The sequence below is a fragment of the Sphaerotilus microaerophilus genome (assembly GCF_023734135.1).
Classification (GTDB): Bacteria; Pseudomonadota; Gammaproteobacteria; order Burkholderiales; family Burkholderiaceae_C; genus Sphaerotilus; species Sphaerotilus microaerophilus.
In genome coordinates this window covers 3,470,478-3,494,243 of the sequence record NZ_AP025730.1, presented here as the reverse complement: position 1 = coordinate 3,494,243, position 23,766 = coordinate 3,470,478, and the positions used below count along the sequence as shown (strand labels likewise).

Genomic DNA, 23,766 nt, shown 5'->3' with positions numbered 1-23,766 from the left:
GATCTGCGTCAGAGGGGCCGCTGAACGGCATGTCGCTCGGCCGATGAGGTCAGCGAGGCCGGTCCCCTTCGTTGACCTCCAGCGTGACGGACTGTGCCCCCCAGTTTCCAGACTCGTCATTGGCTTCGACATCGCGGCTCACTGCGCCCATCCGGGACAGCCGGGCCCATGGGCCTTGCCGATCGGTGCCGCGCAGGCCGCTGCTTTCGACGCCGGGCATCGGAGTCTGCTGTTCGCTGGCAATGAAGACAAGCGTTTCACGGCCCAGGTCGGCGAGGCGGTAGAACGACGTTGTCGTAATCTCCGCGCCGCCTTCAATGCGTGCCTCGTCGTCGTTCATCCGGGCAGTGGGCCAGACGCGCTCGATCTTGAAGCCGGGATCGACACTCACCAGGTAGCCGTACCAGGGCTTTGCATCCTTGTTGCGGATGCTGAAACTCAGGCAGTCCCTGAGCTTCACTTCTCCGCTGCGCAGCGCTGTAAGTGGCCGCGGTTCAAATCGCTGCCAGCCAGATCCGGGCTTGGCCCCTTCGGAGCACTTCGCCGTGTTCCCGTGGGGTGGTCGTAGCACGGAGACCTGAATGGTCAGAGGCGTTGCATTCCCCTGCCTGGCGATCGATTTCACCTCTTGGGCTCGTGAAAAGGCCTCCAGGTTGCTTAGAAGCCGCGGCATTTGCTCCGCCGGGTCGGCCAGTGGAAACCGCATCTTCGGGTGCATCAGCTGTCCGAACGGGTTTACAACCCACAACTCCGGGGCTGCGCAAGGCCGCGCAGTGCAGTTCACGTGCTCGGGCAGGCTCGCTGCAGCCGCGTCAGCGTTCGTCGGCCGCACGAGTTCAAGCCGCCACTGTGCAGCGTCGCGCCGATCGACGAGGTCGAAGTTCTGAATGTGGATACCGCGGGCCCGCTCGATGGATCTGCGGATCTCAGAGGCCAGGGCCGCGTCCAGATCTGCCGCTTGTGGTCCGCCGACATACAGCTGTACACGCGGTTCGGTTTCACGGTACTTCGACACTCTGAACTGCCCAGCGGCCCTCACTCGTCCTTCGAGCACCCTGGCCCTCGCAGTGGCCGCCGCGGCACTCACAACCTCCAGCCGTGGTGCGTCTTCGCCCTCAGGTACAAGTCCGACGAGTTCAGTTCCTACCGTCAAGCCGGCGAGGCGGCCCGCGCCGAGCAGTATTCCACCGTCGCGTTCCACTGCATGTACCGCCACGGTGGCAGTCAGCGGGGCGAACTGGCCAGAGAACACCGCACGGTCCGAGGCGCCTTCCTTCTGTGGGCGCTGCAGGACCAAAGGATTGGCTTCAAGCGCAGCCAATGTGCGGTCATAGACGTCGCCCCACGATTCGCCGGGGCGGCTTGCCTGCAATGCTTGAGCCCAGTGCCAAGAGAAGACGCCGTAGCATCTCTTGGGTTCGATGCAGCGGGCGTTGCGTTCTGGGTCCAGCTCAACAGCACTTTCGATATCGCGCGCAGCACCAATGCGCAGGCCCCGGTCGATGGGAAGGTCAACCACCTCAGGAAACTGGTCGCGCAATGGATGGGTTCTCGGTACGCCGTCGGAGGAGCGCACACCGACCTGGACGTCACGCGTCACGCTGGCCGAATGGCAAGAGTCAGACACCAAGACCACGTCGGGCGTAACAGCGTAGAGCTTGAGCAGCCAAGTGCCAAGTTCCTTGTCGAGGATGTCGACCGCGTCCTTGCCTTGGAACATGCTTGAACGCGCGCCGCGGGTTACCCAAGTCTGGTCCTGTCCGCGTCGCTCCTTGGCCGAGGCCGGTGACTGATACCAAGATCCGTGGCCAGAGTAATGGATGTAAACCTGGTCGTCCTTCTTCACACGCACAGCGAGGTCGAGAAAGGCCTTTTCGATCTGGGTGTGGGTGTTGTCGACAAGCGTTGTGATGTTCGAAGCAGGAACCTTGAAGCGGCCGGTCAGCACGTCCTTCATCAGTTGCACATCATTCGGAGGACCTTGCAGGTCTGGTACTCCTGGCGAAGCCCTGTAATCGCTTTGCGCAATCAAAAGAGCGTGCACAGCAGCACGCGCTGGTGCGACGAATGACGAGAGGACGACAAGCAACGCGAGGAGGCGGGAGATGTCAGACACAGCGATGACTCAGGCTGCTTCGGTGGTGGGGACCGTCGGCGATTCAGATCCATCTCAGCAACGGCATCATCAAGGCGACCTTGCACCGCAATGCGTTATGCCCACTCGATCCGATTCGTACAGCCAGTCTAGTGGCACCTCGTGTGATGGAGCAAGGCAGGGGCCTGCGCTTGGCATGACCTCGCACATCGTCCACCGCAGGGATCCGTCAGAACGCCTTCTCCACTGGTTTCTCTGATCTGAGGTTCAGGTGGCGCAGCGCTGATCGCTTCAGGGACTCATTGAGCTGCAGATTGACTTCCACAACGGGTCGCTTGACCCATATCCGCCTCTCGGAGCCGATTGAAGTTGCATCGGCACAGTGCACACGAAACAGATAGAAACAATTTGTTGTTTCCATCCTGCAACCCTCGGGAGAGCCTGTCTCCTGCGCGAAGCGATGGTTTGATAACTTCGGGAGACAGTTGCCGAAGATCTTCAGAATCGGCGGTGAATCTCGCAATGGGAGGGCCTTGCGAATGAGTCTGATCGCGCGTTCCATGTCACTGGCCATGAGTGCAAAGCTGGTCGTGGGAGCTGGCGCTGTCGTTCAATCTGCTAAGGCAGTGCCTTATCTGCCGACGGGGACAGCGATGTTGTTCCCCACGGTAGATCAAGTGGTTTCGCCAGTGGATGGTGTTGCAGTCACGTCCCGTGACGGCAGAGATGTCAACTCCGCCCGCTGTTGGGTCGGTTCTGTCGTCTTCCGTGTGAAGAACCGTCCTGTCGCACATCCCGTTCTCTGTCCACCACAACAGGTGGTCGACAGTGATCAAGACACAAGGTCTCGAAGCCGCCATCGGCGTCCTTCCCGGGGACTTCAAATGACATTCTCTCTTGCCGTCCTTTCCCGTGCCTTTGCGGCAGTTGGCTGCGCCTTGATCTGCCAGGGAGCCGCCGCGCAAGGCCCCAACTACAAGGCACTGCTGATTGGTGTGTCCGAATACCCCGGCCTGCCAAAGAGCTCGCAGCTGAGCGGACCCCGCAACGACGTCGAAAGGTTGCGCAGCGTGTTGGTGCAGCGAGGTGTGGCCCCTGCTGCCATCACCGTCCTGGCCGATGGAGTGGAAGGCGCCCAGATGCCCACCCGCGGCCACATCCTGGACCAGTTGGGCGAGCTGGCGCGTGGCGCGAAACCGGGTGACTACATCATCATCACCTTTGCTGGACATGGCAGCCAGGTCCCGGTTCCTGCCGGCCACCCGATGGCAGCAGAAGAACCAGATGGCCTGTTCGAGGTCTTCCTGCCGCGTGATGCCCAAGGCTGGGCCAGTACCGCGCAGGCGCCGGAGGGGGAGGCTCGCAACGTACTTTATGACCATGAGATTCGGGCGCAGGTGGACCGCATTGCTGCGTCGGGCGCCTTTGTCTGGGTGATCTTCGATTCCTGCCACTCCGCGACGATGGTGCGCAACGGCAGCAGCGACAACAGCGTGCGCCTGCGTCAGATTCCGCCGGAAGGTTTGGGCATTCCGCAGACGGTGATCGACAGAGCAGTCGCGCGTGCGTCTGCGCCCAGACCGTCAATCCGGGCCGGACTTGCGGCGCCATCGAACCCGGGTCGGGCGGTGTACTTCTATGCTGCCCAAACCACCGAAGCCACGCCTGAAATGCCGTTGCCGGCCGGCCAACAGCCGAACCGCATCCACGGCCTGTTCACGCACCTCCTGGCCCAGACCCTGGAGGGGGGCGGGGGCATGACCTATCGGCAGCTTTACCAACAGGTACTGGCCCGCAACGGCAGCACCTCACAAGCCCGCTCCACCCCCATTGCTGCGGGTACGCAGCTCGATGCGCCTGTGCTGGGCCAAACAGCCCCCAAGTTGCGGCAATGGTCGCTCTTGGGTGAAGGGCGCCTCGCCGCCCAGGCTGGAGCGCTGACGGACCTGAGGGTTGGTTCGATCGTTGCCATCCTGCCCAGCGCGGTGGCGGCGGACGCGCAGGCACTGGGATATGCCCGTGTCAAGAGGGTGACCCTCGGTGAGTCGGAACTCGAACCCATCGAGCATGAAGGCAAGGGGGCCCGCGCGCTCCGCGAACTGGCGACCGGTGCCGTCGCGCGCCTGGTTCGCCCGGCACCCCCGCTGGAGTTCACCGTCAGCGTCGACCTGAGCCGCTGCGGCGAGAAGTGCCTCTTCGATCCCGCAATGGCACTCTTGAAACGCGCTTCTGCACCCCAGCCGAATGATCCCCCGCAATTGCCGATTCGTTGGGTCGGATCAGGGCAAGCGGCGGATGTGGCGCTGGTCGCAGTGGAGCGCCGGCTTTGGTTGCTGCCGCCAGCCATGGCGGGAGACCCTTTGTGCACCAAGTCGACCAGGGCCACCCGCCCAATCTGCGAAGCGGAGCTGGAACGCGGTGTCGCGGCCGTGGTGGCTGGTAGCGGTGCCACCCCACAAGGCACGGCAGAAACACTGCAGGGAATGTTGCGTGCCGCCGCCAAGGCAGAGAACATCCTGCGAATTGCGTCCCTGTCCGGTCAGGCCGGATTCGCCCAGCAGATCACCACCGAACTGCAGGTGGAGCGCAACGGGAGGCGTCTGACCGGAGCGGAATGGGCCCAAGGCTGTCTGGATGCGGATCCCCGCTATCTGTTGGGCCCTCCATCCATGGCCAGCTCAATCTGCCTGCGTGGGCAGGACAGAGTCCAGCTCGAGGTGCTCAACAAGGGTAACCGGGCCTTCGACCTGACGGTCCTTTACATCGACAGTCGTTTCGGCGTCACACCGATGTATCCGGGGGCCGGTTCCGTCAACCGGGTAGAAGCGCGAGCCAGTGTGCGGGTACCTCTGGAGATCACCGACGATGTTATTGGCATCGAGCGGGTAGTGGTCTTCGCCGTTGAGTCACCGGCCGCACATGCGGGCACCCTCGATCTGTCCTTCCTTGCACAGCCATCGCTGGAAACGGTGGAGCAGACCCGGAGTGGCGCGCGCGGCGAAGAAGACGACGCGATTGCACTCTTCCGCAGCGCTGGATTTGGCGAAGGCCTTGCGACCCGTGGCGTGGAACATGTGACGGTACCGACGCGAATGGGCGCACAGGTGTTCACCTGGCAGGTCACTCGTCCTGGCGCTTCGAGTCGCCCGTGAGGCATTGACCGTGGACCGACCGCACCACCGCTTCAACTGAACGGGACAACGGCATGATGGAAACCGCGATCTCGATGGAGACAGACGCTGAGTTGTTTGTCCTCACCGCTGCAGGGGGCACGCCAGTCAAGTGGGCGTTGGCAGATCTGCACCAGCGTCACTCACGTAGCCTGTTGGTGCACCTGTTGCGCCTCTGTCTGGACCGGAACGCACCCGCAAGCCCCGCCCAAGCCGCCCTGCGCAACGCCATCTGCCAGCGCCAGGAGATGGCGGACCTGGCACTGCTAGTCCCCCCCGACCGTTCGGAGCAGAACCGCCAGGTGGCTCGCTTGGGGCACTTGGCCATGGCTGCCGCCGGCATCGGCGTCTTGGCGGTGGATCAGCGTGTGCCCATGCAGTCGCAACCAGGATCGGAGTTCGATCGTGAACCAACGCTGCGCTCCGCAGAAGTGCCGCCCACCGTCAAGTTGCAGGACGTTGAACGCTCCGCCCTCCATCGCTGCAGAGTTCTCGGGCAGGCCCACCTTGTACCGAGAGGGTCAATGCATCACGGTGGACTTCGAGGTTCACCCGGACCAGCGTCAGGCGATGCAGGCGAAGGTGGATGGCGCAGGGCTGGCGGTGCGGCTGAAGGACGGGTTGAACCGGGTCGTCTGGAGGCCAAGACCGGTTCGCGCACTCTCATCTGAACGGGCTCCAGGTCACTTCAGGAACGGGACGATGCCATGTCCAACATACCTGCCCGCTCGCGAGTCGGTCGGCCGTTTCCTTTTGCTGCCCTGGGGCTGCGCGGCTCGAATGGCGGCTGTACCAGTGAGCGCATCGGTGCCTGCCCGCCCCACCGTGGAGTCCATCGCTGTCTCGCCGGCTGGCTGCTCGTCCTGCTGGTTTGGCTGATCGGGGGGCAGCAGATCGCCCATGCCGGACCGGCTGGCAGGCTGGCGCTGATCGTCGGCAACTCCGACTATGGCGGCCTTCTGTGGGACGTGCCGACCGCCCAAGAGGATGCCCGGCTGATCCAGACCACGTTGAAGGAGTTCAACTTCGATTCGACGCTGCTGCTCAACGGTAGCCGCGCACAGCTGGAAACGGCGGTCGAGCAGTTGGCCCGGCGTGTTGGAGACCTCGCACCAGGGACATTCCCGACGGTGCTGGTGTACTTCTCGGGTCGTGCGGCTCCGTCCGAAGGCGAACAAGAATCCATGCTGCTTCCGGCGGGCAGCAAGCTCAGGTGGCCAGCGGCGGAAGAGGGTGTCACCCTCCCAGAGGGAACCCGTGCCGGCTGGATCGTTGATCGATTGACCCGGGCGGGCGCCGCCCGGGTGCTGCTGCTGCTCGATGCCAGCCGGCCCTTGCCGCTGCGCTTGAGGCGGCAGGGCAGCGCGAAGACAGGAATTGCCGCACTGCCCGCGTTTGCCAGTGCCAGAGCGGACACCCCCGCAGCAGACATTTTCATCGGTGCATCTGCGCAGCCCGGGCAGGAAGGAGTCGACAACGTGTTCGGGCGACACAGCTATTTCAGCCGTGCTATCGCCGGTGCTCTGGCAATTCCCGGCCTGTCGTTCTCGGACGCCTTTCTGGTGGCCCGGGAACGGGTCAAAGCCGACACCGGCGGGCGCCAGATCCCTGCCTCTACCGGCAACGGGGGCTTTGTCCTCCGGTCGGTATCGGACTGGAATCAGCTCAGTCACGGAGCCATCCAGGCGGTTCTGAGGACCCGGTCTCTGCTGGATCTGGAGGTGGATCTGCAGCGTGGTGACGGCTACGCAGCGCACTTCCTGGGCCTGGCGCATTGGGATGGGGTCGGTGGAGCCAAGAAAGACCTGGCACTGGCAGAGAAGTACTTTCGCAAAGGCGCAGAGTTGCGCATCGGCTCATCAGCCAACGCACTTGGGTACCTCTACGCCTCTGGCGAACGCGGGCCACCGGACTATGTCGAGGCGATTAAGTGGTACGGCATCGGGGTGGAACTGGGGGCGGCAATTGCGATGTCTAACCTCGGCTTCCTGTACCAAAAGGGACAGGGTGTACCCAAAGATGCTCTGCAAGCCGAGCGGCTGTACAAACTGGCAGCCGCGCAAGGCAGTCCGAGGGGCTACTGGAATCTCGGCTGGCTGTACTACTCGGATGAGCATGGCCTCAAGAACCTGCCGCAGGCCAGGGCTCTGCATGAGCGCGCGCTGTCAGGAGGCTACTTGCAGGTGGCCGTCAGCCTGTCTCAGGGGATACGCGAAGGATTTCTCGGCAAACCCGACCCGACAGAAGCTGACAGGATCCTGCAGCAGGCAGCAGACCAAGGATGCGCCACCTGCTGGACCGAGATCGGGAATCTGCTATCGAGGAAAGATGATTCACCCGAGTCGGTCAATCGTTCAGCGCAGGCGTATCGCAAGGGCGCTGAGGCGGGAGATTCTGTGGCCATGGTGGCCTTGGGTAGAAGATATATTTCTGGACTTGGAGTCGCCAAGGATAATCATCACGCATTTCTTTGGTTCCAGAAGGCTGATGTTGCCGGAAATATTGAGGGTACGGGCTCACTGGGTCTGTTGCTAGCCGGTGGTGAGATTGAAAAGGATCCCGAACGTGCCGCGGAACTGTTGCGGAAGGCCTTGGCACTCGAGTTAGATCCGAAGAGGCGATTCTCGACTGATGTTATAAACTACTGGAAATATGGTGCCGCCTTGGCCAAGTTGCACGAAGCAGGAGCAATTTCCGGTGCGTCACCAGCAGAAGCCAAGCGCCTTTACGCAAGATACGGGAACGGTACTGGCTGGAAGCGATTTACGATTCCAATTGACTGCGGTGGCGATAAAAAAGTCTCGCATTATATCTACCTCGTCGACTGGGAAAGAGACGAGCCTCCGACCGAAGAGCAGGCTGAATGGCTGAAATCTGAGCGCGGCTGCACTATCCCTGCTGATGTGATTGACTCGTTTCGCAAACTCTATGTCATCGCCAAAGAGAATAAGGTGAAGTACACCGATCTGGCGGTGTATGCACTTGGGAAAACTGAGCCAATAAATGCCGCATCAGGGAATGGGCCAAGCAAATGAAACTCATCGATTGCTGGGTTCTATCGAAATGTAAAAGCCTCTTGCGCAGTACTTTCGTCGACTCAAGTTTTCAAGCGCGTTGCGGATTGTTGCCTGTCGGTCGAAACGGTGCACTGTGCCATTATTTTATCTGTGTGTTGCTGGCAGGTATTTTTTTCGGGGCGAGGGCGCAAGGATTCAGTCTTCCTCCTGATCATTTTATGGCCAAGTCATTGGCAGATTCGGCTCATGTCTATCAGCATCGTCTTGCAGCTCGGAGATCCAGTGCCGAAAGGGACTGGGTTCTCGCTATCGGGCAGTGGGATCAGTTGTTGACTTATTGGCCTGATGATATTGAAGCACTGACAAGCAAGGCCAGAATTATTTCCGTAGAGTTGTCGCAACCTGACGACGCCTTTGTCATCTATGAAATTGCGGCCAAGTACGCGCCTTGGAACGTCGAGGCGCGGTATGGGTTATGCGAAACCAAATCAAAGACGGATCGCTATTATGAAGGTATTCGAGCTTGTGAAGACGTTCTCGAACTGAAGAAAAACCATATTGGCGCACTTCGTGGAATTGCAGGTTTGCTGGCAAGGGCGGGACAAGTTAAGTCGTCAGAAGATGTATATAAGCGCCTGATTGAACAACTGGACACCCGAGAACAGCTGGATGAGGTATTGGCTGATCTCAAGGGGCATCCAGAGACTGCCGTGTCGGGTTCAAATGCCCCCCTGCGTCTAGTCCCAATCCTTCGAGCTTTTTGGGAAAGTGATACGTTATCGCTGCAACGCCAGGACCGAATTAAGCTCCAGGAGATCATCTCTCAGCGTCTCGATCCTGTCGTAGAAGCGGCATTGAGTGGCGTCGCGAATAACACAGGCAATGTGGATTCGGTCGAGCTGGAAATTCAGGGATTGGCTCACCTTGGGGGCGATGAAAGAGCATTGGCTGACCTCATGGTACAGTTATCACGAGGGGGGGCACTCTTTGTAAAGGAAGGTTTGAATCAAGGGGTGCTCGCGCACTTGAGATCCTTAGAGTCCAGAGTTCCTGAGCAACTGGGGCGCTCGCATCCATTCAATAAGACGGCACTGCAATTCAGGGTACTTTCCGTACTAAATGGCAACCGTGGTGAACAAGCAAGGTCGGATGGCAGAGATGCGTTATTGAAGCTGGCTAGGCTGGCATATGGTCCGCACTCTCTTGAAATGCAGCAAGCATTGAGCACGGCGGCCGTGCTGTCTCAGTTTGACGGCAATACCAGGGGACGGCTCGTTGCTCTTGCTGAGTCGCAAGCGATTCTAGAGGGGGTGATGGGGCCCGGTTCAGAGCAGGCAGCGTCACTCCTGGGCAAGTTAATCAGCAGCGTGGATGATGTGGGTGACCGACCATCCCTCGAGCCCCTTTTGCTTCGTTACTAAGACAGAAAATAATTTAATTCACAAAATGTAGGGGCAATCTGGATGGCGAAAAAATCCTGAAACCAGAGCAGGCAGATCTTGTAGTCGCAGTAGCGCCCGCTCGATCAAACTGCGCAGGCTGGCTTTGTCTGTCGGCTTTTGCTTTGATACTCGCTCCTTGACGTTCTTCCAGACCTGCTCGTCAGGGTTGAGTTGTGGAGAGTATGGCGGCAGGTAGTGGAGTCGAAGCAGTCCATCGGTTGAATTGACATATTCTTGAACAATTCCGGCTTTGTGAATACTGTGACCATCGACGACGAGAATGACCTTCTGAGTCCGGTCGGTCATCAATTGGCGCAGGAACTTCACGAAGACCTCGGCCGTTGTGCGTCCCTCGTGGAGCATGAAATGCAGTTGTCCATTGGCACTGACCGCAGAAATCATCTGCACCGACACACGCTTGCCCGTCGAGCGCACCACAGGTGTTTGTCCCTGGGGTGCCCACGTGGTACCGGCGTGGTAGTCCGAGCGCATGCCAGCCTCGTCAGCGAACAGGATCTGTGCACCCAGCACCTTGGCGGTGGCCTGGAGCTGCGGCCAGTCAGACGCCCACCATTGCGACACCAGCACGGGGTCTTGTTCATAGGCGCGATGCACCGGACGCTGCGTAGTGAAGCCCAGCAGGCGCATCGCCTTGCTCAGCGTAGGCAGGCTCAATTTCATGCCGAACTGGCGCTCGATGAGTGCGCCAATCATGGAAAGTGTCCACAGCCCGAACTCGAACTTCAGTTGGTCGGGCGTGTTGTCACGAACCGTATCGGCAATCCACCGAAGTTGCTCTTCATTGAGTTTGAGCGGGCGCCCGGCTCCGCTTTTGGCTGCCAGCGCATTTTGCCCGCCCTCACTGAAGGCGGCGACCCATTTGTAGACGGCACGACTCGTCACGCCGAACAAACGCGCCACATCCGCCGCAGCAAACCCTTCCCGCATCATCTTGACACCCTGCATTCGATTCCACTGCTGCTCCATTCGGCGCGAGGTAAAAACAGGACGGGGAGGCAGTTTGTGCTTCATGGTGCATATTATATATGAACACAAACTCAATTAGAACTAAATTTCTTTATTTCTTAGTACGTTGATTTAGCAAGAGTACTGTATGGCGAGACGAGCGCTGAATCGATCAGGGCAAGGTTGCGTTTAGGATATTTTCTGATTGAAGTGGAGCGATTCAATGATGCATTGACATTGCTAATGAATGTCCAGAAGAGCCTATCAGGCATCTCAGAACCATCTCCAGCCTTGCTCGCATCAACTCAAAAAGCACTCAATACTGTTTTACGTAGGCTGGGAAAGGCAATTGACGATGATGCAACAGATGCAATAGATGCAACTTCATCGGATCTCTTTAAGAATGAGGTTCCTGCTGTAGTTCAAAGTGCGATGCAAAGTTCAGCGGAGGGCTTCAGGTTGGTGGACGAGGCAGTACGATTGAGTCGCGCAGGTAGTATAAATCGTGGAATTGAGGCATTCGATGCAGCGAAGGTCAGACTGGGTAGAATCTTTGGCGTAGACCACTACATGGTCGCAATGCTCGATATCTTGGCGTCTGGGTTTGAATTTGCTTCCGGTCGTCCAAATTCTTCTCTTGCGCGGACAACCGTACTTCTTGGTCGGGCCGGTTATTCCGGTAGGGCGCCGGATCAGGTGACTGTGAAGACTCTGTTTCTAAGATGGTCCGCGGCGTTCGAGTTGGAGCGGTGGCAGGATGTTCACGAAACATCCGCTGATTACTGGATCTTTTTAAGCCTGAGGAATCCATATTCGACCAGCCATGCAGAGTCCATGATGATGTTGGCCATGGATGCGAAGGTGTATGGAAAATCATCTGCGGCAATTTTCTTGGGGAAGGCCGCGGTCAACGCAATACAAGAGAAGCGGGCCGGCATCACTGAACTGCAGGCGGACATTCAGAAAAGCTTCCTGAAAAAGTACAGCAAGATGTATCAGTTCGTGGCAAACGTGCTGATCGAGAGAGGTCGTGTCATCGAAGCCGAACAGGTGCTGCAGATGCTGAAGGAGCTCGAATTGCGTGAGTTGACGCCACGCAGCAAGGTGGGGTCATCAGTCCAGCTGACGCGTGTGGACCTTGGCGGGGCCGAGCAACGTGCGTACGCGCAAATGGAATCACTCGTGACAGAAGGAGCCAGATTGCAGTCTGAACTGGCGCGCATCCGGATACGCATTGAGCTTCTCCAGGGCGACGAAGCCGAAAACCGCCAGCGTGTTACCGAACTGGAAGCCAAGCTGCAAGCCTGGGAGGCCGCGATGCGCGCCTTCCTGGACAACCTGCCCAAGGAGCTGCCCGAGGTCCAGGCGGCCGGTGGTGAGCAGGAGAACGAGAAGGCCAAAGGTCGCCTTCAGGCGGTGGTGCAGCGCGACCCCACGGCGGTGGGCCTGCAGTTTGTGGTCACCGAGGAGCGTCTCGGCATCCTGATGGCGTCCCGAGAAGGCACGGTCGGCCGGTTCAGCCCGATCACCCGCGTGGAGCTGAGCCAGCGGGTCAGCCAACTGCGCACGGCCATCCTGAACAAGGCAGACACCCGCGAGGCTGCCGAGGCGCTTTGGAAGGCCCTGCTGGGGCCGGTCGAGGCTGACCTGCAGCGGTTGGGTGCTCGTACGCTGCTGCTGGCATCCACGGACGTGCTGCGTTACCTGCCATTTGCCGCGCTGCAGGACGAACAAGGTCACTACCTGATCGAGCGCTTCGCCCTGGCCAACTGGCTGGCCGCTGCCCCTGACCCCAAACCCAGGGTGCAGACTCAGCCCTGGCGGATGGCTGCGTTGGGCGTGACGCAGGCGAAACCCGGCTTCCCGGCCCTGCCGGGTGTGCGCCGAGAGATCCAGGGCATTGTGCGCTCGCCCATCAACCCCGGGGGCGCCTTGCCCGGCTACGCCCACCTGGACGATGAGTTCGATCTGCAGCACCTGGACGAAGCCATCGGCGGCGCGGGCAACATCGTCCATGTGGCCAGCCATTTCGACTTCCGCCCCGGCGACGAGCGGCGTTCTGTCTTGGTGGTCGGGCGGGGTGATCCGGTCAGCATGGCCAGCTTGGCCCGGCGGGACTTTTCCAAGGTGGAGCAGCTGACCCTCTCCGCTTGCGAGACCGCCACTGGCGGGGGCTTCAACGAAACGGGTGCTGAGGTCGAAGGGCTGGCCGCACTGCTGCTGGTCAAGCAGGCGCGGTCGGTGATGGGCACTTTGTGGAAGGTGGCCGATGCCTCCACCGCCCAGCTGATGGTGAGCTACTACCGCCAGATGCAGTCCGGCCTGGCGGGCCAAGCAGGCCCGTTGCCCGGAAGGGCCGCTGCCTTGCGGGCCGCGCAACTGCAACTCCTGAAGGGGCAGGGCGCTTCTGTCACCGACAAGTTGGCACGGGGTGCGAGGCCACTGGCTGCGGGAACGCCGTCGCCCTCCGCACCGTCCCCGGGCAACCCCTGGGCCCACCCCTACTACTGGGCGCCCTTCGTCATCAGCGGAGATTGGATGTGAGGGTCGGGATGGGCATCGCCCGGCCCTTGGGGGCGCTCCAGGGCGCTCACAAGCCGGCGCCTTGCACGTCGCAGGGTGGAGTGACCGAGTCGACCTGTCCATTGCAACCCTGTGATGCATCGACAGCACCGGCACGGTCACCTGGCTTCATCCCTTCGCCTGAGGTTTCCACCATGCTGATGCCCAACCCCAATTTCTTCGCCACCCCCACCCGCACCCCGCTCAACCAGCCCTCCTTGCCCCTTCACCGCCTTCTGCCCATCCGCCTGCATCACCCCTGGCCGGCAAGAGCCTGGGCTGTTGGGCTGATCTCTGCGGCCATTGCCGTGCCCGTACTGGCGGGAGCCGGCGCCACGGCCAGTAGCAACCCGACCGTGGTTCCGAAGGGCTGGCTGGGCACATGGCGTGATGCTGCGGGGGGCACTGCCGCCATCCGCGTGGGAGATGGGGTGTTGCGCGTCTGGGGCGCGGACGCCCACTCCTATTACCGCAGCAGCTGTGCCCTCTCGGCCCAGAACCCCGGTGTCGCGGAGTGCGCGGGGGAGGGCTACAACCATGTGCAGGGCTTCGAGTTTGTCTACCGCAGCCGCATGCAGCTGCAGGGCGGCGTCATCGAGGAGCAGTGGTCCGCGCTCGCTGGCGGCAACACGGTGGAGGGCCGCAGCCGGTTCACCCTGTCGGCCCTGCCGAAGGCGGGTGAGCGATGAGGCAGCGTTGTGCTGACGGCTTGCCGCAGCCGAATGCGGTGGTCGACGTCCTCAGGCGGCGTGGCGGATTGCGGCGGGTGCTGGCCACGCTGGTAGTCGCTCTTGTCGGCGCCGCAGCGTTGGCCACCCAACCCAGCCTGGCTGCCACCGCCGATGCGGCGGCAACCCAGCCTGCTTCGCCGGGCGCTGTGGCGGCGCAGGTCTGGACCGGCTCGCTCCTGGTCCTGGCGCAAGCGGGCGCGGGCTGCGATGCGAGCCAGGCCCTGCCGTTGCGTCTGCCGGTCGCCTGGGCGCTGCCTTCCGATGCGGTCGATGCGGTGGTGTGGGGCGATGGCATGGAAACGCTGCGCGTGCCGGTCCCGCGCACCCGGGCGACGCTCGCACCGGCCGCCGGTGCTGCAGTTCCGGATCAGGCTGAATCGGATGCTGCCAGCCTGCCGGGCGTGGCGGCGTCGCTGATGCCCTTGAGCGGCGAGGGCGAATCTGTCGGCCTGCTGAGCCCAGTTGCGGCACCGTCAGGCAGCACCCTTCAATCAACTCATCAGTCCGCCGATCAGCACGTTGAGCAGGTCTTTGCCTGGGAGGAGCGTTTGCCGCCAGGCGCCGCTGCCTCACCCGCTGGCTGCGCGTACACCCGTGCGGAGCTGCGGCTTCAGCCGGTCGAGCAGCCCGATCAGGCCCGGGCGCTGCGGGCCGATGCCGATCAGCACCTGCAGCTGGCCGCCCTGGAGCAGCGCCTGTTCACCGCGCGCATCCGGGCGGAGGTGAGCGCTGTCGCGCAGGATCTGCTGGCGCTGCTGGATTCCCCCCGATTCGGCGCCAGCCCGCTCGGCCCCTCCGCCGCCCTGGCCGACCGGCTGAATCACCTGTCCCTGCTCGCCTCCGGCCGCCGGCAGCCGGTGCTGGCATTGCGGCTGGCGGAACACTCGTCGGCCCTCTACCGCCAGCGCCAGGCCCGCAGCCCCGAGCCCGCCGCGCAGGCCCTGCTGCACGAGGCACGCCTGCGCCACCGCAGCGGCCAGCAGGCCGCAGCCACGGCCTTGGTCGCTGAAGCGCTGCAACTCCTCACCCACCACGGCCGCGCCGCCTCCCTGGCCGCGGCCGACGCCCAGGCGTTGACTGGGGCCTGGCGCATGCGAGACGGTGATTACGCTGCGGCACGCCAGGCCTTCGAGCTTCAGGTGCAGACGCTGCTGGCCAGCCAGTCGCCCCGGGCCGAACTGGCCGCAGCTCGGCACAACCTGGCCCATGTTCAGCACCTCCTGGGCTACAAGCGCCAGGCCATCGCCCTGTGGAAGGAGGCCTTGGTCGATGCACAGGCTGACCCGCCCCAGGGTGAACACATCGCCGCGCTGATCCGCCAAAGCCTGGCGGCGTTGAGCAGCCCGACGCGCATCCGCACCGTGACGACGGGCCGGGCCGGGTTGCCGGCGTTTGGCGCACCGGTCGCTGCTGGGCTCTTGCGCAGAACGCTTCTGTTTGGAAGAGAAGAAGCATGAGCTCATCGTTCTTGGCTGGCGGGGGTACGGCAAAACTCCGTACTCGGCAGGTCTTGGTGAGTGCCGCCATTGCCTTGTCCACACCAGTGCTTGCGCAATCCGCCACGCCAGCTCTACCGCCTGCGGGGGCTGCGTCGTCCGCCGGGGCGGCCAGTGTTCCATCAGAAGAACATCCGCTCCTCAAGGAGGCCTCTGAAGCACTGGAATCAAAGAACCCTGCGCATGCGCTGCGACTGCTTGACTTGTTCCTCGTGGACCAGCCCGATGACAGTTTCGCCCACTCCCTGAGGTCGAGGGCATTGTCAGAGCTTGGTCGCCAAGAAGAAGCAGTTGAAGCCAGTCGGCGAGCCACGAACTTGAGCCCGGGTGATGCTGAGTACTGGAATGGCCTCTGCTGGAATTTGATCCTCGCCCATCGCCCGCTGGAAGCCCGGCCAGCTTGTGAAAAGTCGCGGGAAATTCGGCCCGATAACTGGGAGCCGATCGTCAATCTTGGACATACATGGCTGCTGGTGGGCGATGCTGAAACGGCCAAGCGCTACTACAGGGACACGATCTGGCGCGTTCCCGACGAACCCGCTCTCCTTGCGGGCCCTCTGGCTGATTTCGATCTATTTCGCTCCAAAGGCTGGCAGCCACTGGCTGCACTGGCCGGCAAGCAATGGTTCGAGCAATCATGGCCCAGGTGGCAGACAGTTGAAGCGTCGATCAAGCAGGTCCAACGACTCAATGCGGGCGGGCAAACAGGGAATGCGATCGCACCCGCGCAGCAGGTGTTGCAAATGGCGTTGGATGTCTTGGGTGACGATCTCGAGGTCGTTGCGACCCTGATGGGTTGGGTTGCCGGTATGCATGAGTCTTTGGCCCAGTACGCCCTGGCCTTACCCTTGTGTCAACGTGCGATAGTGATCTTTGAGAAGGTCAAGGGACCGGACCATCCCACAACTGGTACGAGTCTGAACAACCTGGCAGGTCTCTACCTGGCAATGGGCGAGTACGCGCAGGCGGAGCCGCTGTATCAACGCGCCTTGGCGATTTCGGAGAAGGCTGAGGGACCGGATCACCCCAACACCGGGAGGAACCTGAACAACCTGTCCGTTCTCTACCAGGACATGGGCCAGTACTCCAAGGCAATTCCGCTGCTTCGACGCGCTTTGGCAATTTCGGAAAAGACCCAGGGGGCGGACCACCCCTCGACCGGCGCGGTCCTGAACAATCTGTCCCTTCTCTACCAGCACATGGGCGAGTACGCCAACGCGCTGCCGTTGGTTCAGCGCGCTTTGGCGATCTCAGAGAGGTCTGAGGGGGCGGACCACCCCAACACCAGCGCGCGCCGGAACAATCTGGCCGTCCTCTACCGGGATTTGGGCAGGTACAACCAAGCGCTGCCGCTGTTCCAGCGCGCCTTGGTGATTTCGGAGAAGGTTGAAGGGCCGGATCATCCCACCACTGGCACGGTTCTGAACAACTTGGCCACTCTCTACCAGGACATGGGCCAGTACACCCTGGCGCTGCCGTTGATTCAACGTGCCTTGGCGATTTCGGAGAAGGCTGAGGGACCGGATCACCCCGCTACCGGCAGAGTTCTGAACAACCTTTCCCTCCTCTACACGGAAATGGGTCAGTACGCCCTGGCGCTGCCGCTGCTTCAACGAGCCTTGGCGATCTCGGAGAAGGCTGAGGGGCCGAATCACCCCAGCACGGGCACGCGGCTCGTGAATTTGGCCGTTCTTTATCAGGACTTGGGCCAGTACGCCCAAGCTCTGCCGCTCTTTGAGCGAGCTATGGCGATCTCTGTGAAGGTCGGTGGTCCAGAGCACCCCATCACCGGCACGGTTCTGACACACCTGGCGGAACTCCACCGGGCCATGGGTCAGTACGCCCAGGCGCTGCCGCTGTCTCAGCGCGCCTTGGCGATCTCGGAGAAGGTCCATGGAACGGATCACCCCAGCACCGGCACGAGCCTTAACGGCTTGGCCAATCTCCACTGGTCCATGGGCCACTACGCCCAGGCGCTGCCTCTGTCTCAACGCGCTTTGGCGATCTCGGATAAAGCTCTGGGGTCGGACCACCCCAGTACCGGCAGGCGCCTGAACAACTTGGCCCGCCTGTACCTGGACATGGGTCAGTTCGCCCAAGCGCTGCCGTTGTTCTACCGCGCCGAGCAGATTGGCACGGCCTCTTGGAACCGAGAACTTCAATGGCATGCACAGTCCGGTATCGCCGCGCTTCTTGCAGCGCAAGGCGACCCCACCTCCGCCATCTTCTGGGGCAAACAAGCCGTCAACACCATCCAGTCGCTGCGCGGCGGACTGATCAAACTCGACCGGGAACTGCAGACCAGCTTCCTGAACGACAAGCGCTGGGTCTACACCGAGTTGTCGCAGCAGCTGATCACCGCCGGGCGGATCCCCGAGGCGCAGCGGGTGATGGCGCTGCTCAAGGAGGAGGAGCTGTTCGACTTCGTGCGCCGCGATGCCGACAGCGCACCGGCCAGCTCCGAGCTGCCGCTGACTGGGGTGGAGCGCAAGGCCGCTGAGCAGTACAAGGTGCTGGGTGACCGGCTGGCCACGCTGGCGCAGGAAGAGTTGCGGCTGCAGGAGATCCGCCGCAAGGGGGGCGCCACCGAGGCGGACCTGGCGCGGCTGGCGGAGCTGGAGGCGCCGCTGGCGGAGGCGCGCGATGCCTTCATGGCCTTCACCACCGGGCTGCGGCAGATGCTGGCTGGGCAGGCGGAACACCGGGAGAAGGCGGCGCTGGTGGACCGGCAGATCGAGTCGCACCAGAACCTGCTGGCCGAGCTGGGGTCTGCAGGGCAGGGTGTGGCCGCGGTGCAGTACGTGGCCAGCCGGGAGAAGCTGTCCATCATCGTCAGCACCCAGGCCATCCAGCTCGCCCGGGAGGTACCCATTGCGGAGAAGGACCTCAACAAGCACATCGCCGAACTGCGCGGCCTGCTGCAGGACCCCAAGCTGGACCCGCGTGCCGCTGCACAGCGCCTGCATGCCCTGCTGATCGAGCCCATCCTGGCGGATCTGCAGGCGCAGAACGTGCACACCCTGATGCTGCTGCAGGACGGTGCCCTGCGATACCTGCCCTTTGCGGCCCTGCACGACGGCCGGCGCTACCTGGTGGAGAACTACCAGCTGGCCATCTACACGGCAGCCGCCCAGTCCGGCCTGGGCAAGAGCCCGGCGGCGCAGTGGCAGGTGGCGGCGCTGGGGGTGACGCGGGCCTTTCCGGAACAGAACTTCCGTGCGCTGGACGCCGTGCGGCAGGAGCTCAACGGCATCGTCCACCCGCAGGTGCTGCCCGGCCAGGTCTACCTGGACGAGAAGTTCAACCGCACCACGCTGCTGAACAACCTGGGCCGCCCGGTGCTGCACGTGGCCAGCCACTTCCGCTTCATCGAGGGCAGCGACCAGTCCTTCCTGCTGCTGGGCGACGGCTCCCGGCTCAGCCTGGCCGACCTGCGGCGCATGCCGCGCTTCAACGGTGTGGACCTGCTAACCCTGTCGGCCTGCGACACCGCTACCGGCGGGGGGCTGCGCGAAGACGGGCGCGAAGTCGAAGGCCTGGGTGCGGAGGTGCAGAAGAAGGGCGCACGCGCCGTGCTGGCCACCCTGTGGCCGGTGGCCGACCGCAGCACCGGGGAGTTGATGCAGCGCTTCTACCGCGCCCGCGAAGGCGGCCAGCGCAACAAGGCCCAGGCACTGAGGCAGGCACAACTGGCCCTGCTGGGCGCGGCCGGCGGTGACGCCGGCAGCGCCGGCCCCAACGAGCCGCGCGGGGCCAGGCCGGTCGCCGCCGCGCCCGGCGGTGGCGAAGGCAAGCCAGCGCCCTACGTGGCTCCGGCAGGGGCACCTTATGCGCACCCGTACTACTGGGCGCCGTTCATCTTGATGGGGAATTGGTTGTGAGTTCAACCAATCAACAGCTACGAATCCGCCCCCGCCGCCTTTTTCGCCACCTTCAACAACTCAACAACCTCATGGAGCGAACCCGATGAGAACACTCAGAACTTGGCTGATCTGTGCAGCGGCGCTGCTACCGACTGCAGGTTTCGCCAACGAGCCCACGCAGGCGGCAGGCCGGGCCAAGTTGATGACGCAAACTGGCCATGCCAATTCACTGGGGCTTCTGTCCTCCATGTCGCCGAACGGCAATCTGGTGGCCACCGCCGATTCGTCCGTCATCAAGATCTGGAACGCTGATCTTGGCCGCCTTGTGTGTGAACTCAAACCTCAGCAGGCGCAGGCGACGGCAAAGCCAACGTCTCGTCGATCGAAAGCATCGGATGAGGAGCACGACGGGCAGGCCGGAAGCGCGTTTTCGTTTGCATGGTCTGGCGACAGCCAGTCGCTTTACGTGCCTTATGGGGACCGATTGGTCCGCCAGGACCTGATCCGCTGTGCCGAGGCGGAAACGTTGCAGGTCAGGCTCCCGGATCCCCGGCAGGGTGCCAGGCAGCCTGAGGACCCGCAGCGGGATCCCATTGACATTTCGGAAGTCAGCACCTTGCAGAACGGGAAGATCCTGATCCGAACCCGAAGTGGGCTGTACTTGGCAGAGATACAGGCAAACAGGGTCCGCGCTGAGGTGCTGTCTCATATCGAGCAGAAGAAGCAGAAGCTGGATCCGAGCAAGCTCGACTTCAAGGACATCATCAGCGGCAAGGGAATGGAGGGGCTCATGGACATGCTGATGGACAGCTTGCAGGAGCTCAAGATCGGTGCGCATTCGGCTGACGGCAGCGTGGTGGCATTGACAGCCAGAACGATCACGCTCGGCCCCATGATGCTCCCGATGTCGCGTGCCGAAACGCTGCTGTCGATCAATGGTTCGCTGGTACCGCTCTCATCGTTCCAGGGTGCTGCCCCTTCCTACAAGGGGGTCTCGCTGGCTGCGGTGTCTGCTCAGGGCAAGTGGTTGGCGGTGCGGGCCGGCGCTCAACAAGGGGCAGAGATCAGTCTCTTCGATCTACAACAGCGGCGCCTGGTGAAGAGGTTTACGGTGAATTACCAGGGCGGAGCCAAGCCGGCTGACAGCCCGCTCAGCACGATCATCCAACCCCTTTATGAGCAGGATACGGCGGTGGCCGGTATGGCCTTCAGTCCGGATGAGCAGCAGCTGTTGCTCCTGAGGAATCGCCGAGATGCAGGCGAGACCGAACCGGACGACTCCATGTTGGAAATTCGGCGTGTGGTTGAAGTAGACAAGCTGGCACGGACAATCAGCCTTCGGGGGCCGATTCTTCCACCTGGTTTTGGCATGACTCGGATGTCGTCGGTCAACGGCAGCTCGGTTACACCATCGGCAGACCAGCAGAGCTTTTTCTTCGTGGCTGGCCCCACCCTCGTGGCCGCTCGCTGGAAAACAGGGGTTCCGGTACTGAACTCCTGGCGCGCGGCCGAAGGGCCGGTGAACCAAGTGGCCTTCGAGGACGATGCTCACCTGATCAGCACGCACTCGCAGCACCCAGAGAACGATCCCGACAGGCCGGTCAAGAAGCAGATGTCTCTCCAGGATATGGCAGAAACAGCGGTAAGTCCCTTCACCATGACGCAACAGACGCTGCGCTGGTCATTGGCCGATGGAGCAGTGGCGCGCGTTCGTTCGGGTCAGACCGTCATGATGTCTGAAGCAATTGGCCCGAACCTTGGGCGAGTGGGCGGCAACCGCGTGCTCACGACGCGGTTCCAGGCCGTGACCCTCGAGAAGGCCATTCACGAAGTTCGCATGGAGCAGGTAGGCGCCGATCAGCCTGTGTGGACGCGGCAGTTCTCTGCACCAGAGGGCAGAACGGCTGATCCACGCGGTCTGGCGATTTCACCGGACCAGAAGCTTGCTGTCGTGTTGCTGCATTTCCGCAAGGATGGACCAGGAAGGCAGTCATCCCAAGCAGCCGAGTCGGCCCCAGGCACGCAGCCCGCGCCTCAGGACCGGGCGGTTCTGCTGGGCTCGATCCTGGGCGGCATCGGGGGGCGTCTGAAGCAGGCCGTGCCTTTTTCAAAGAACCCGATCGAATGGCAACTGCAGTTGCTGGACGCCGAAAGCGGTGTCACCCTTGGATCGCTGGACATCGAGAAGTTCAAATCAAGCCAGGATCACGCGCCCGTCTTCCTGAATGGGCAGCGCCTGTTGGTCAACCAAGCGCTCATCGACTGGAAACCTGAAGGGGCGGGCCTGCAATTGACCCTGCGGACTACAAAGGCCATCGACGGCAAGCTGGTGGGAGTGACTCCGGAAAGCCATCGGCCCATCGTGGCGGGCAAGTCTGCCGATGCAGCGCTTCAGGCACTGATGCTGCCCCCGGAGTTTGCTCAGGCCACGCAGGCCAGCGCCAGCAAGGACGACCGTTGGGTGGCGGTGCACAGCGGTGGTCAGGCGGTTGTGCTGGACGGCCAGAATCGTCTGCGAACTGCCTTCCAAGCGCCGCTGGAGGGAGAGGTTGCCACCTCCCTGGCCGTGAGCCCCAATGGCCGTCACTTGGCCGTTGGAACCACAAGGGGTGAGATTCGACTGTTCGAGTTGGCAGGGCGCAAGGCGCAGATCGGAACGCTGCTCGGTCTGGCGGGAGGCAACTGGGTCGTGATCGACCCCGACAACCGCATCGACTCCAGCAACCTGGGCGCCAACCCGGCCCTGCATTGGGTGATGGATGACGATCCGCTGCGCCCAGTGCCCTTCGATACCGTCATGCGTGCCTTCCACACACCCGACTTGTTGCCGCAGATCTTCGAGGGTGGAGCAGACCTGGGCAGCATGACCCGCCTGGCAGACCGCAACCGGGTCACACCTCAGGTGTCGATCGACCAAGTCGAGGCCATGCCCGGCAAGCCCGGACTGGTGCGGGTCAAGGTGTCGGTGACACCCCAGTCGGCTGCCGACGGCAAGAGCAGTGGCGCACAGGACCTACGGCTCTTCCGCAATGGTCGATTGGTGGCCTATGCGCCGGAGAAGGACGGAGCGCTGGAAATCGATGCCAAGAGCGGCCGCTTCACGCGCACCTTCGAGAATATCCGGCTGCCGGCCGGTGGCTCAACGGTGTCGTTCCAGGCCTACGCCTTCAACGCGGACCGCATCCGCAGCAAGGTGGCGGCGCTGGACTTCAAGCCAACCAAGCCTGTGACGCTGCCGCGCGGCAAGGCCTACGTTCTGGCCATCGGCGTCAATGCCTACGATGGCCAGGCCTTCAACACGCTGGCCTACGCGGTCAACGACGCGCGGTTGATCTCCATGCAGGTGGCGGCCAGCCTGAGGCGGGCCGGTGAGTTTGGGGAGGTTGTGACGGTCACGCTGGAATCGGAGGCTGCGGGCGGGTCCAGCGCGACCAAGTCGCGCATCCAGGCAGCGCTGGGCCTGCTGGCCGGGCAGCCGGACAAGGCCAAGGTGCTCGCAGGCGTGCCGGGGGCGGACAAGCTGGCGGCCGCGACGCCTGCAGACCTGGTGCTGGTGACGTTTGCCGGCCACGGTTACGTCAGCGACCTGACGGGGGATCTGCACATCGTGCCGTCCGACGTGGGGGCAGCAGCCGGGGTGAGCGGCCTGGGCCGGTTCGATGCACGTTCGATCTCGACCTCGGAGATCGACCGCTGGCTGCGCGACATCGATGCCGGGCAGATGGCCCTGGTGCTGGATGCCTGCCACTCCGCGGCGGCCGTCAGCGCCGGCTACAAGGCAGGCCCGATGGGTTCGCGCGGTTTGGACCAGTTGGCCTACGACAAGGGCATCCGCATCCTGGCCGCCACCCAGGCGGAAGACACCGCGCTGGAGCACCGCAAGGTCAGCAGCGGCCTGTTGACCTACGCCCTGGTGAAGGAGGGCCTGGTGGCCAACCGGGCCGACGTGCGCCCCAACGACGGTCGGGTCGACCTGCTCGAATGGCTGCGTTACCCCACCGTGCGGGTGCCGGAGCTGCAGGCCGAGCTGGCCAGCGGCTCGCTCAAGGTGATGGTGGAGGGTGAGGGCGCCCGCGGTGTGGCCAAGCCGGCCGCCAAACCGCGGTTGCAGACGCCGAAGCTGTACGACTACGTGCCTGCCGGCAACGGGCTGGCGTTGATCCAGGCGGGGAGGTAGGCGGTGTGTCTTTACCTTGCCGAACTCCGAACTCGCTGAAACCAGTGCGGGAAATGGGAGCCGGGGAAGCATCAAGATTGGATTCTTGAACTTTCTGCCGGTGAATTCCTGGAATAAGGCGCATATTGATTGAATGGCCGCGATCGGATTCAAAGGGCGCCAGCGAGCACGGTGCGCCTTCAGCCATACTCCTGCTGCGGCTCTACTGAGTCGGGTACCTTATATAATTTTTGGAGCAGAACGTCTT

General features: G+C 62.5%; 11 protein-coding genes. 8 read left to right on the top strand and 3 right to left on the bottom strand.

Annotated features, from left to right (window positions below):
* Nucleotides 1-49 precede the first annotated feature (49 nt).
* Together NGK70_RS14970 and NGK70_RS14965 are read right to left on the bottom strand one after the other, a co-directional pair.
* Nucleotides 50-2,116 carry a caspase family protein gene (locus NGK70_RS14970; protein WP_251969320.1) on the bottom strand — a complete coding sequence of 689 codons (2,067 nt, stop codon included), beginning with the start codon at nt 2,114-2,116 and terminating at the stop codon, nt 50-52.
* A gap of 208 nt (nt 2,117-2,324) precedes the next feature.
* Nucleotides 2,325-2,657 carry a hypothetical protein gene (locus tag NGK70_RS14965; RefSeq protein WP_251969319.1) on the bottom strand — a complete coding sequence of 111 codons (333 nt, stop codon included), beginning with the start codon at nt 2,655-2,657 and terminating at the stop codon, nt 2,325-2,327.
* A gap of 322 nt (nt 2,658-2,979) precedes the next feature.
* Here NGK70_RS14965 and NGK70_RS14960 point away from each other — a divergent pair, with 322 nt between their 5' ends.
* The 3 genes from NGK70_RS14960 to NGK70_RS14950 all read left to right on the top strand — a co-directional run bounded on the left by NGK70_RS14960 (nt 2,980) and on the right by NGK70_RS14950 (nt 9,703).
* On the top strand, nt 2,980-5,247 hold the full coding sequence (locus NGK70_RS14960; RefSeq protein ID WP_251969318.1) for a caspase family protein: 2,268 nt from the start codon (nt 2,980-2,982) through the stop codon (nt 5,245-5,247).
* A gap of 725 nt (nt 5,248-5,972) precedes the next feature.
* The gene (locus tag NGK70_RS14955; protein ID WP_251969317.1) at nt 5,973-8,300 is read left to right on the top strand and encodes a DUF2610 domain-containing protein; all 2,328 of its coding nucleotides are present in this window, start codon (nt 5,973-5,975) and stop codon (nt 8,298-8,300) included.
* Nucleotides 8,297-9,703, top strand: a complete 1,407-nt coding sequence (locus NGK70_RS14950; RefSeq protein ID WP_251969316.1) for a tetratricopeptide repeat protein — start codon at nt 8,297-8,299, stop codon at nt 9,701-9,703. The genes NGK70_RS14955 and NGK70_RS14950 overlap by 4 nt, the downstream gene beginning before the upstream one ends.
* Before the next feature lie 18 nt (nt 9,704-9,721).
* Here the strand turns inward: NGK70_RS14950 and NGK70_RS14945 are convergent, their stop codons facing one another.
* Nucleotides 9,722-10,711 (bottom strand): IS630 family transposase, encoded by a 990-nt coding sequence (locus tag NGK70_RS14945; protein WP_251973654.1) that lies wholly within the window; start codon nt 10,709-10,711, stop codon nt 9,722-9,724.
* 549 nt (nt 10,712-11,260) lie between these two features.
* Here NGK70_RS14945 and NGK70_RS14940 point away from each other — a divergent pair.
* From NGK70_RS14940 to NGK70_RS14920, 5 genes are all read left to right on the top strand, one after another.
* Complete coding sequence (locus NGK70_RS14940; RefSeq protein WP_251969315.1) at nt 11,261-13,234, top strand: CHAT domain-containing protein; 1,974 nt, start codon at nt 11,261-11,263, stop codon at nt 13,232-13,234.
* A 173-nt stretch (nt 13,235-13,407) separates the two neighbouring features.
* Nucleotides 13,408-13,941, top strand: a complete 534-nt coding sequence (locus tag NGK70_RS14935; protein ID WP_251969314.1) for a hypothetical protein — start codon at nt 13,408-13,410, stop codon at nt 13,939-13,941.
* Between the two features lie 38 nt (nt 13,942-13,979).
* Nucleotides 13,980-15,440: a hypothetical protein gene (locus NGK70_RS14930; RefSeq protein WP_251969313.1), complete on the top strand. Its 1,461-nt coding sequence runs from the start codon at nt 13,980-13,982 to the stop codon at nt 15,438-15,440.
* Complete coding sequence (locus NGK70_RS14925; protein WP_251969312.1) at nt 15,437-19,360, top strand: tetratricopeptide repeat protein; 3,924 nt, start codon at nt 15,437-15,439, stop codon at nt 19,358-19,360. Before NGK70_RS14930 ends, NGK70_RS14925 begins: the two co-directional genes overlap by 4 nt.
* Before the next feature lie 85 nt (nt 19,361-19,445).
* A complete protein-coding gene (locus tag NGK70_RS14920; RefSeq protein WP_251969311.1) occupies nt 19,446-23,519 on the top strand; it encodes a caspase family protein in 4,074 nt (1,357 codons plus the stop codon).
* The last annotated feature ends 247 nt before the right edge of the window (nt 23,520-23,766 follow it).

Bases quoted from the DNA above. Each gene is read 5' to 3' on its own strand.
- NGK70_RS14945 (WP_251973654.1), bottom strand. From the start codon at position 10,711: ATGGAGCAGCAGTGGAATCGAATGCAGGGTGTCAAGATGATGCGGGAA.
- NGK70_RS14940 (WP_251969315.1), top strand. From the start codon at position 11,261: ATGGTCGCAATGCTCGATATCTTGGCGTCTGGGTTTGAATTTGCTTCC.
- NGK70_RS14950 (WP_251969316.1), top strand. From the start codon at position 8,297: ATGAAACTCATCGATTGCTGGGTTCTATCGAAATGTAAAAGCCTCTTG.
- NGK70_RS14955 (WP_251969317.1), top strand. From the start codon at position 5,973: ATGTCCAACATACCTGCCCGCTCGCGAGTCGGTCGGCCGTTTCCTTTT.
- NGK70_RS14965 (WP_251969319.1), bottom strand. From the start codon at position 2,657: ATGGAACGCGCGATCAGACTCATTCGCAAGGCCCTCCCATTGCGAGAT.
- NGK70_RS14920 (WP_251969311.1), top strand. From the start codon at position 19,446: ATGAGAACACTCAGAACTTGGCTGATCTGTGCAGCGGCGCTGCTACCG.
- NGK70_RS14960 (WP_251969318.1), top strand. From the start codon at position 2,980: ATGACATTCTCTCTTGCCGTCCTTTCCCGTGCCTTTGCGGCAGTTGGC.
- NGK70_RS14935 (WP_251969314.1), top strand. From the start codon at position 13,408: ATGCTGATGCCCAACCCCAATTTCTTCGCCACCCCCACCCGCACCCCG.
- NGK70_RS14925 (WP_251969312.1), top strand. From the start codon at position 15,437: ATGAGCTCATCGTTCTTGGCTGGCGGGGGTACGGCAAAACTCCGTACT.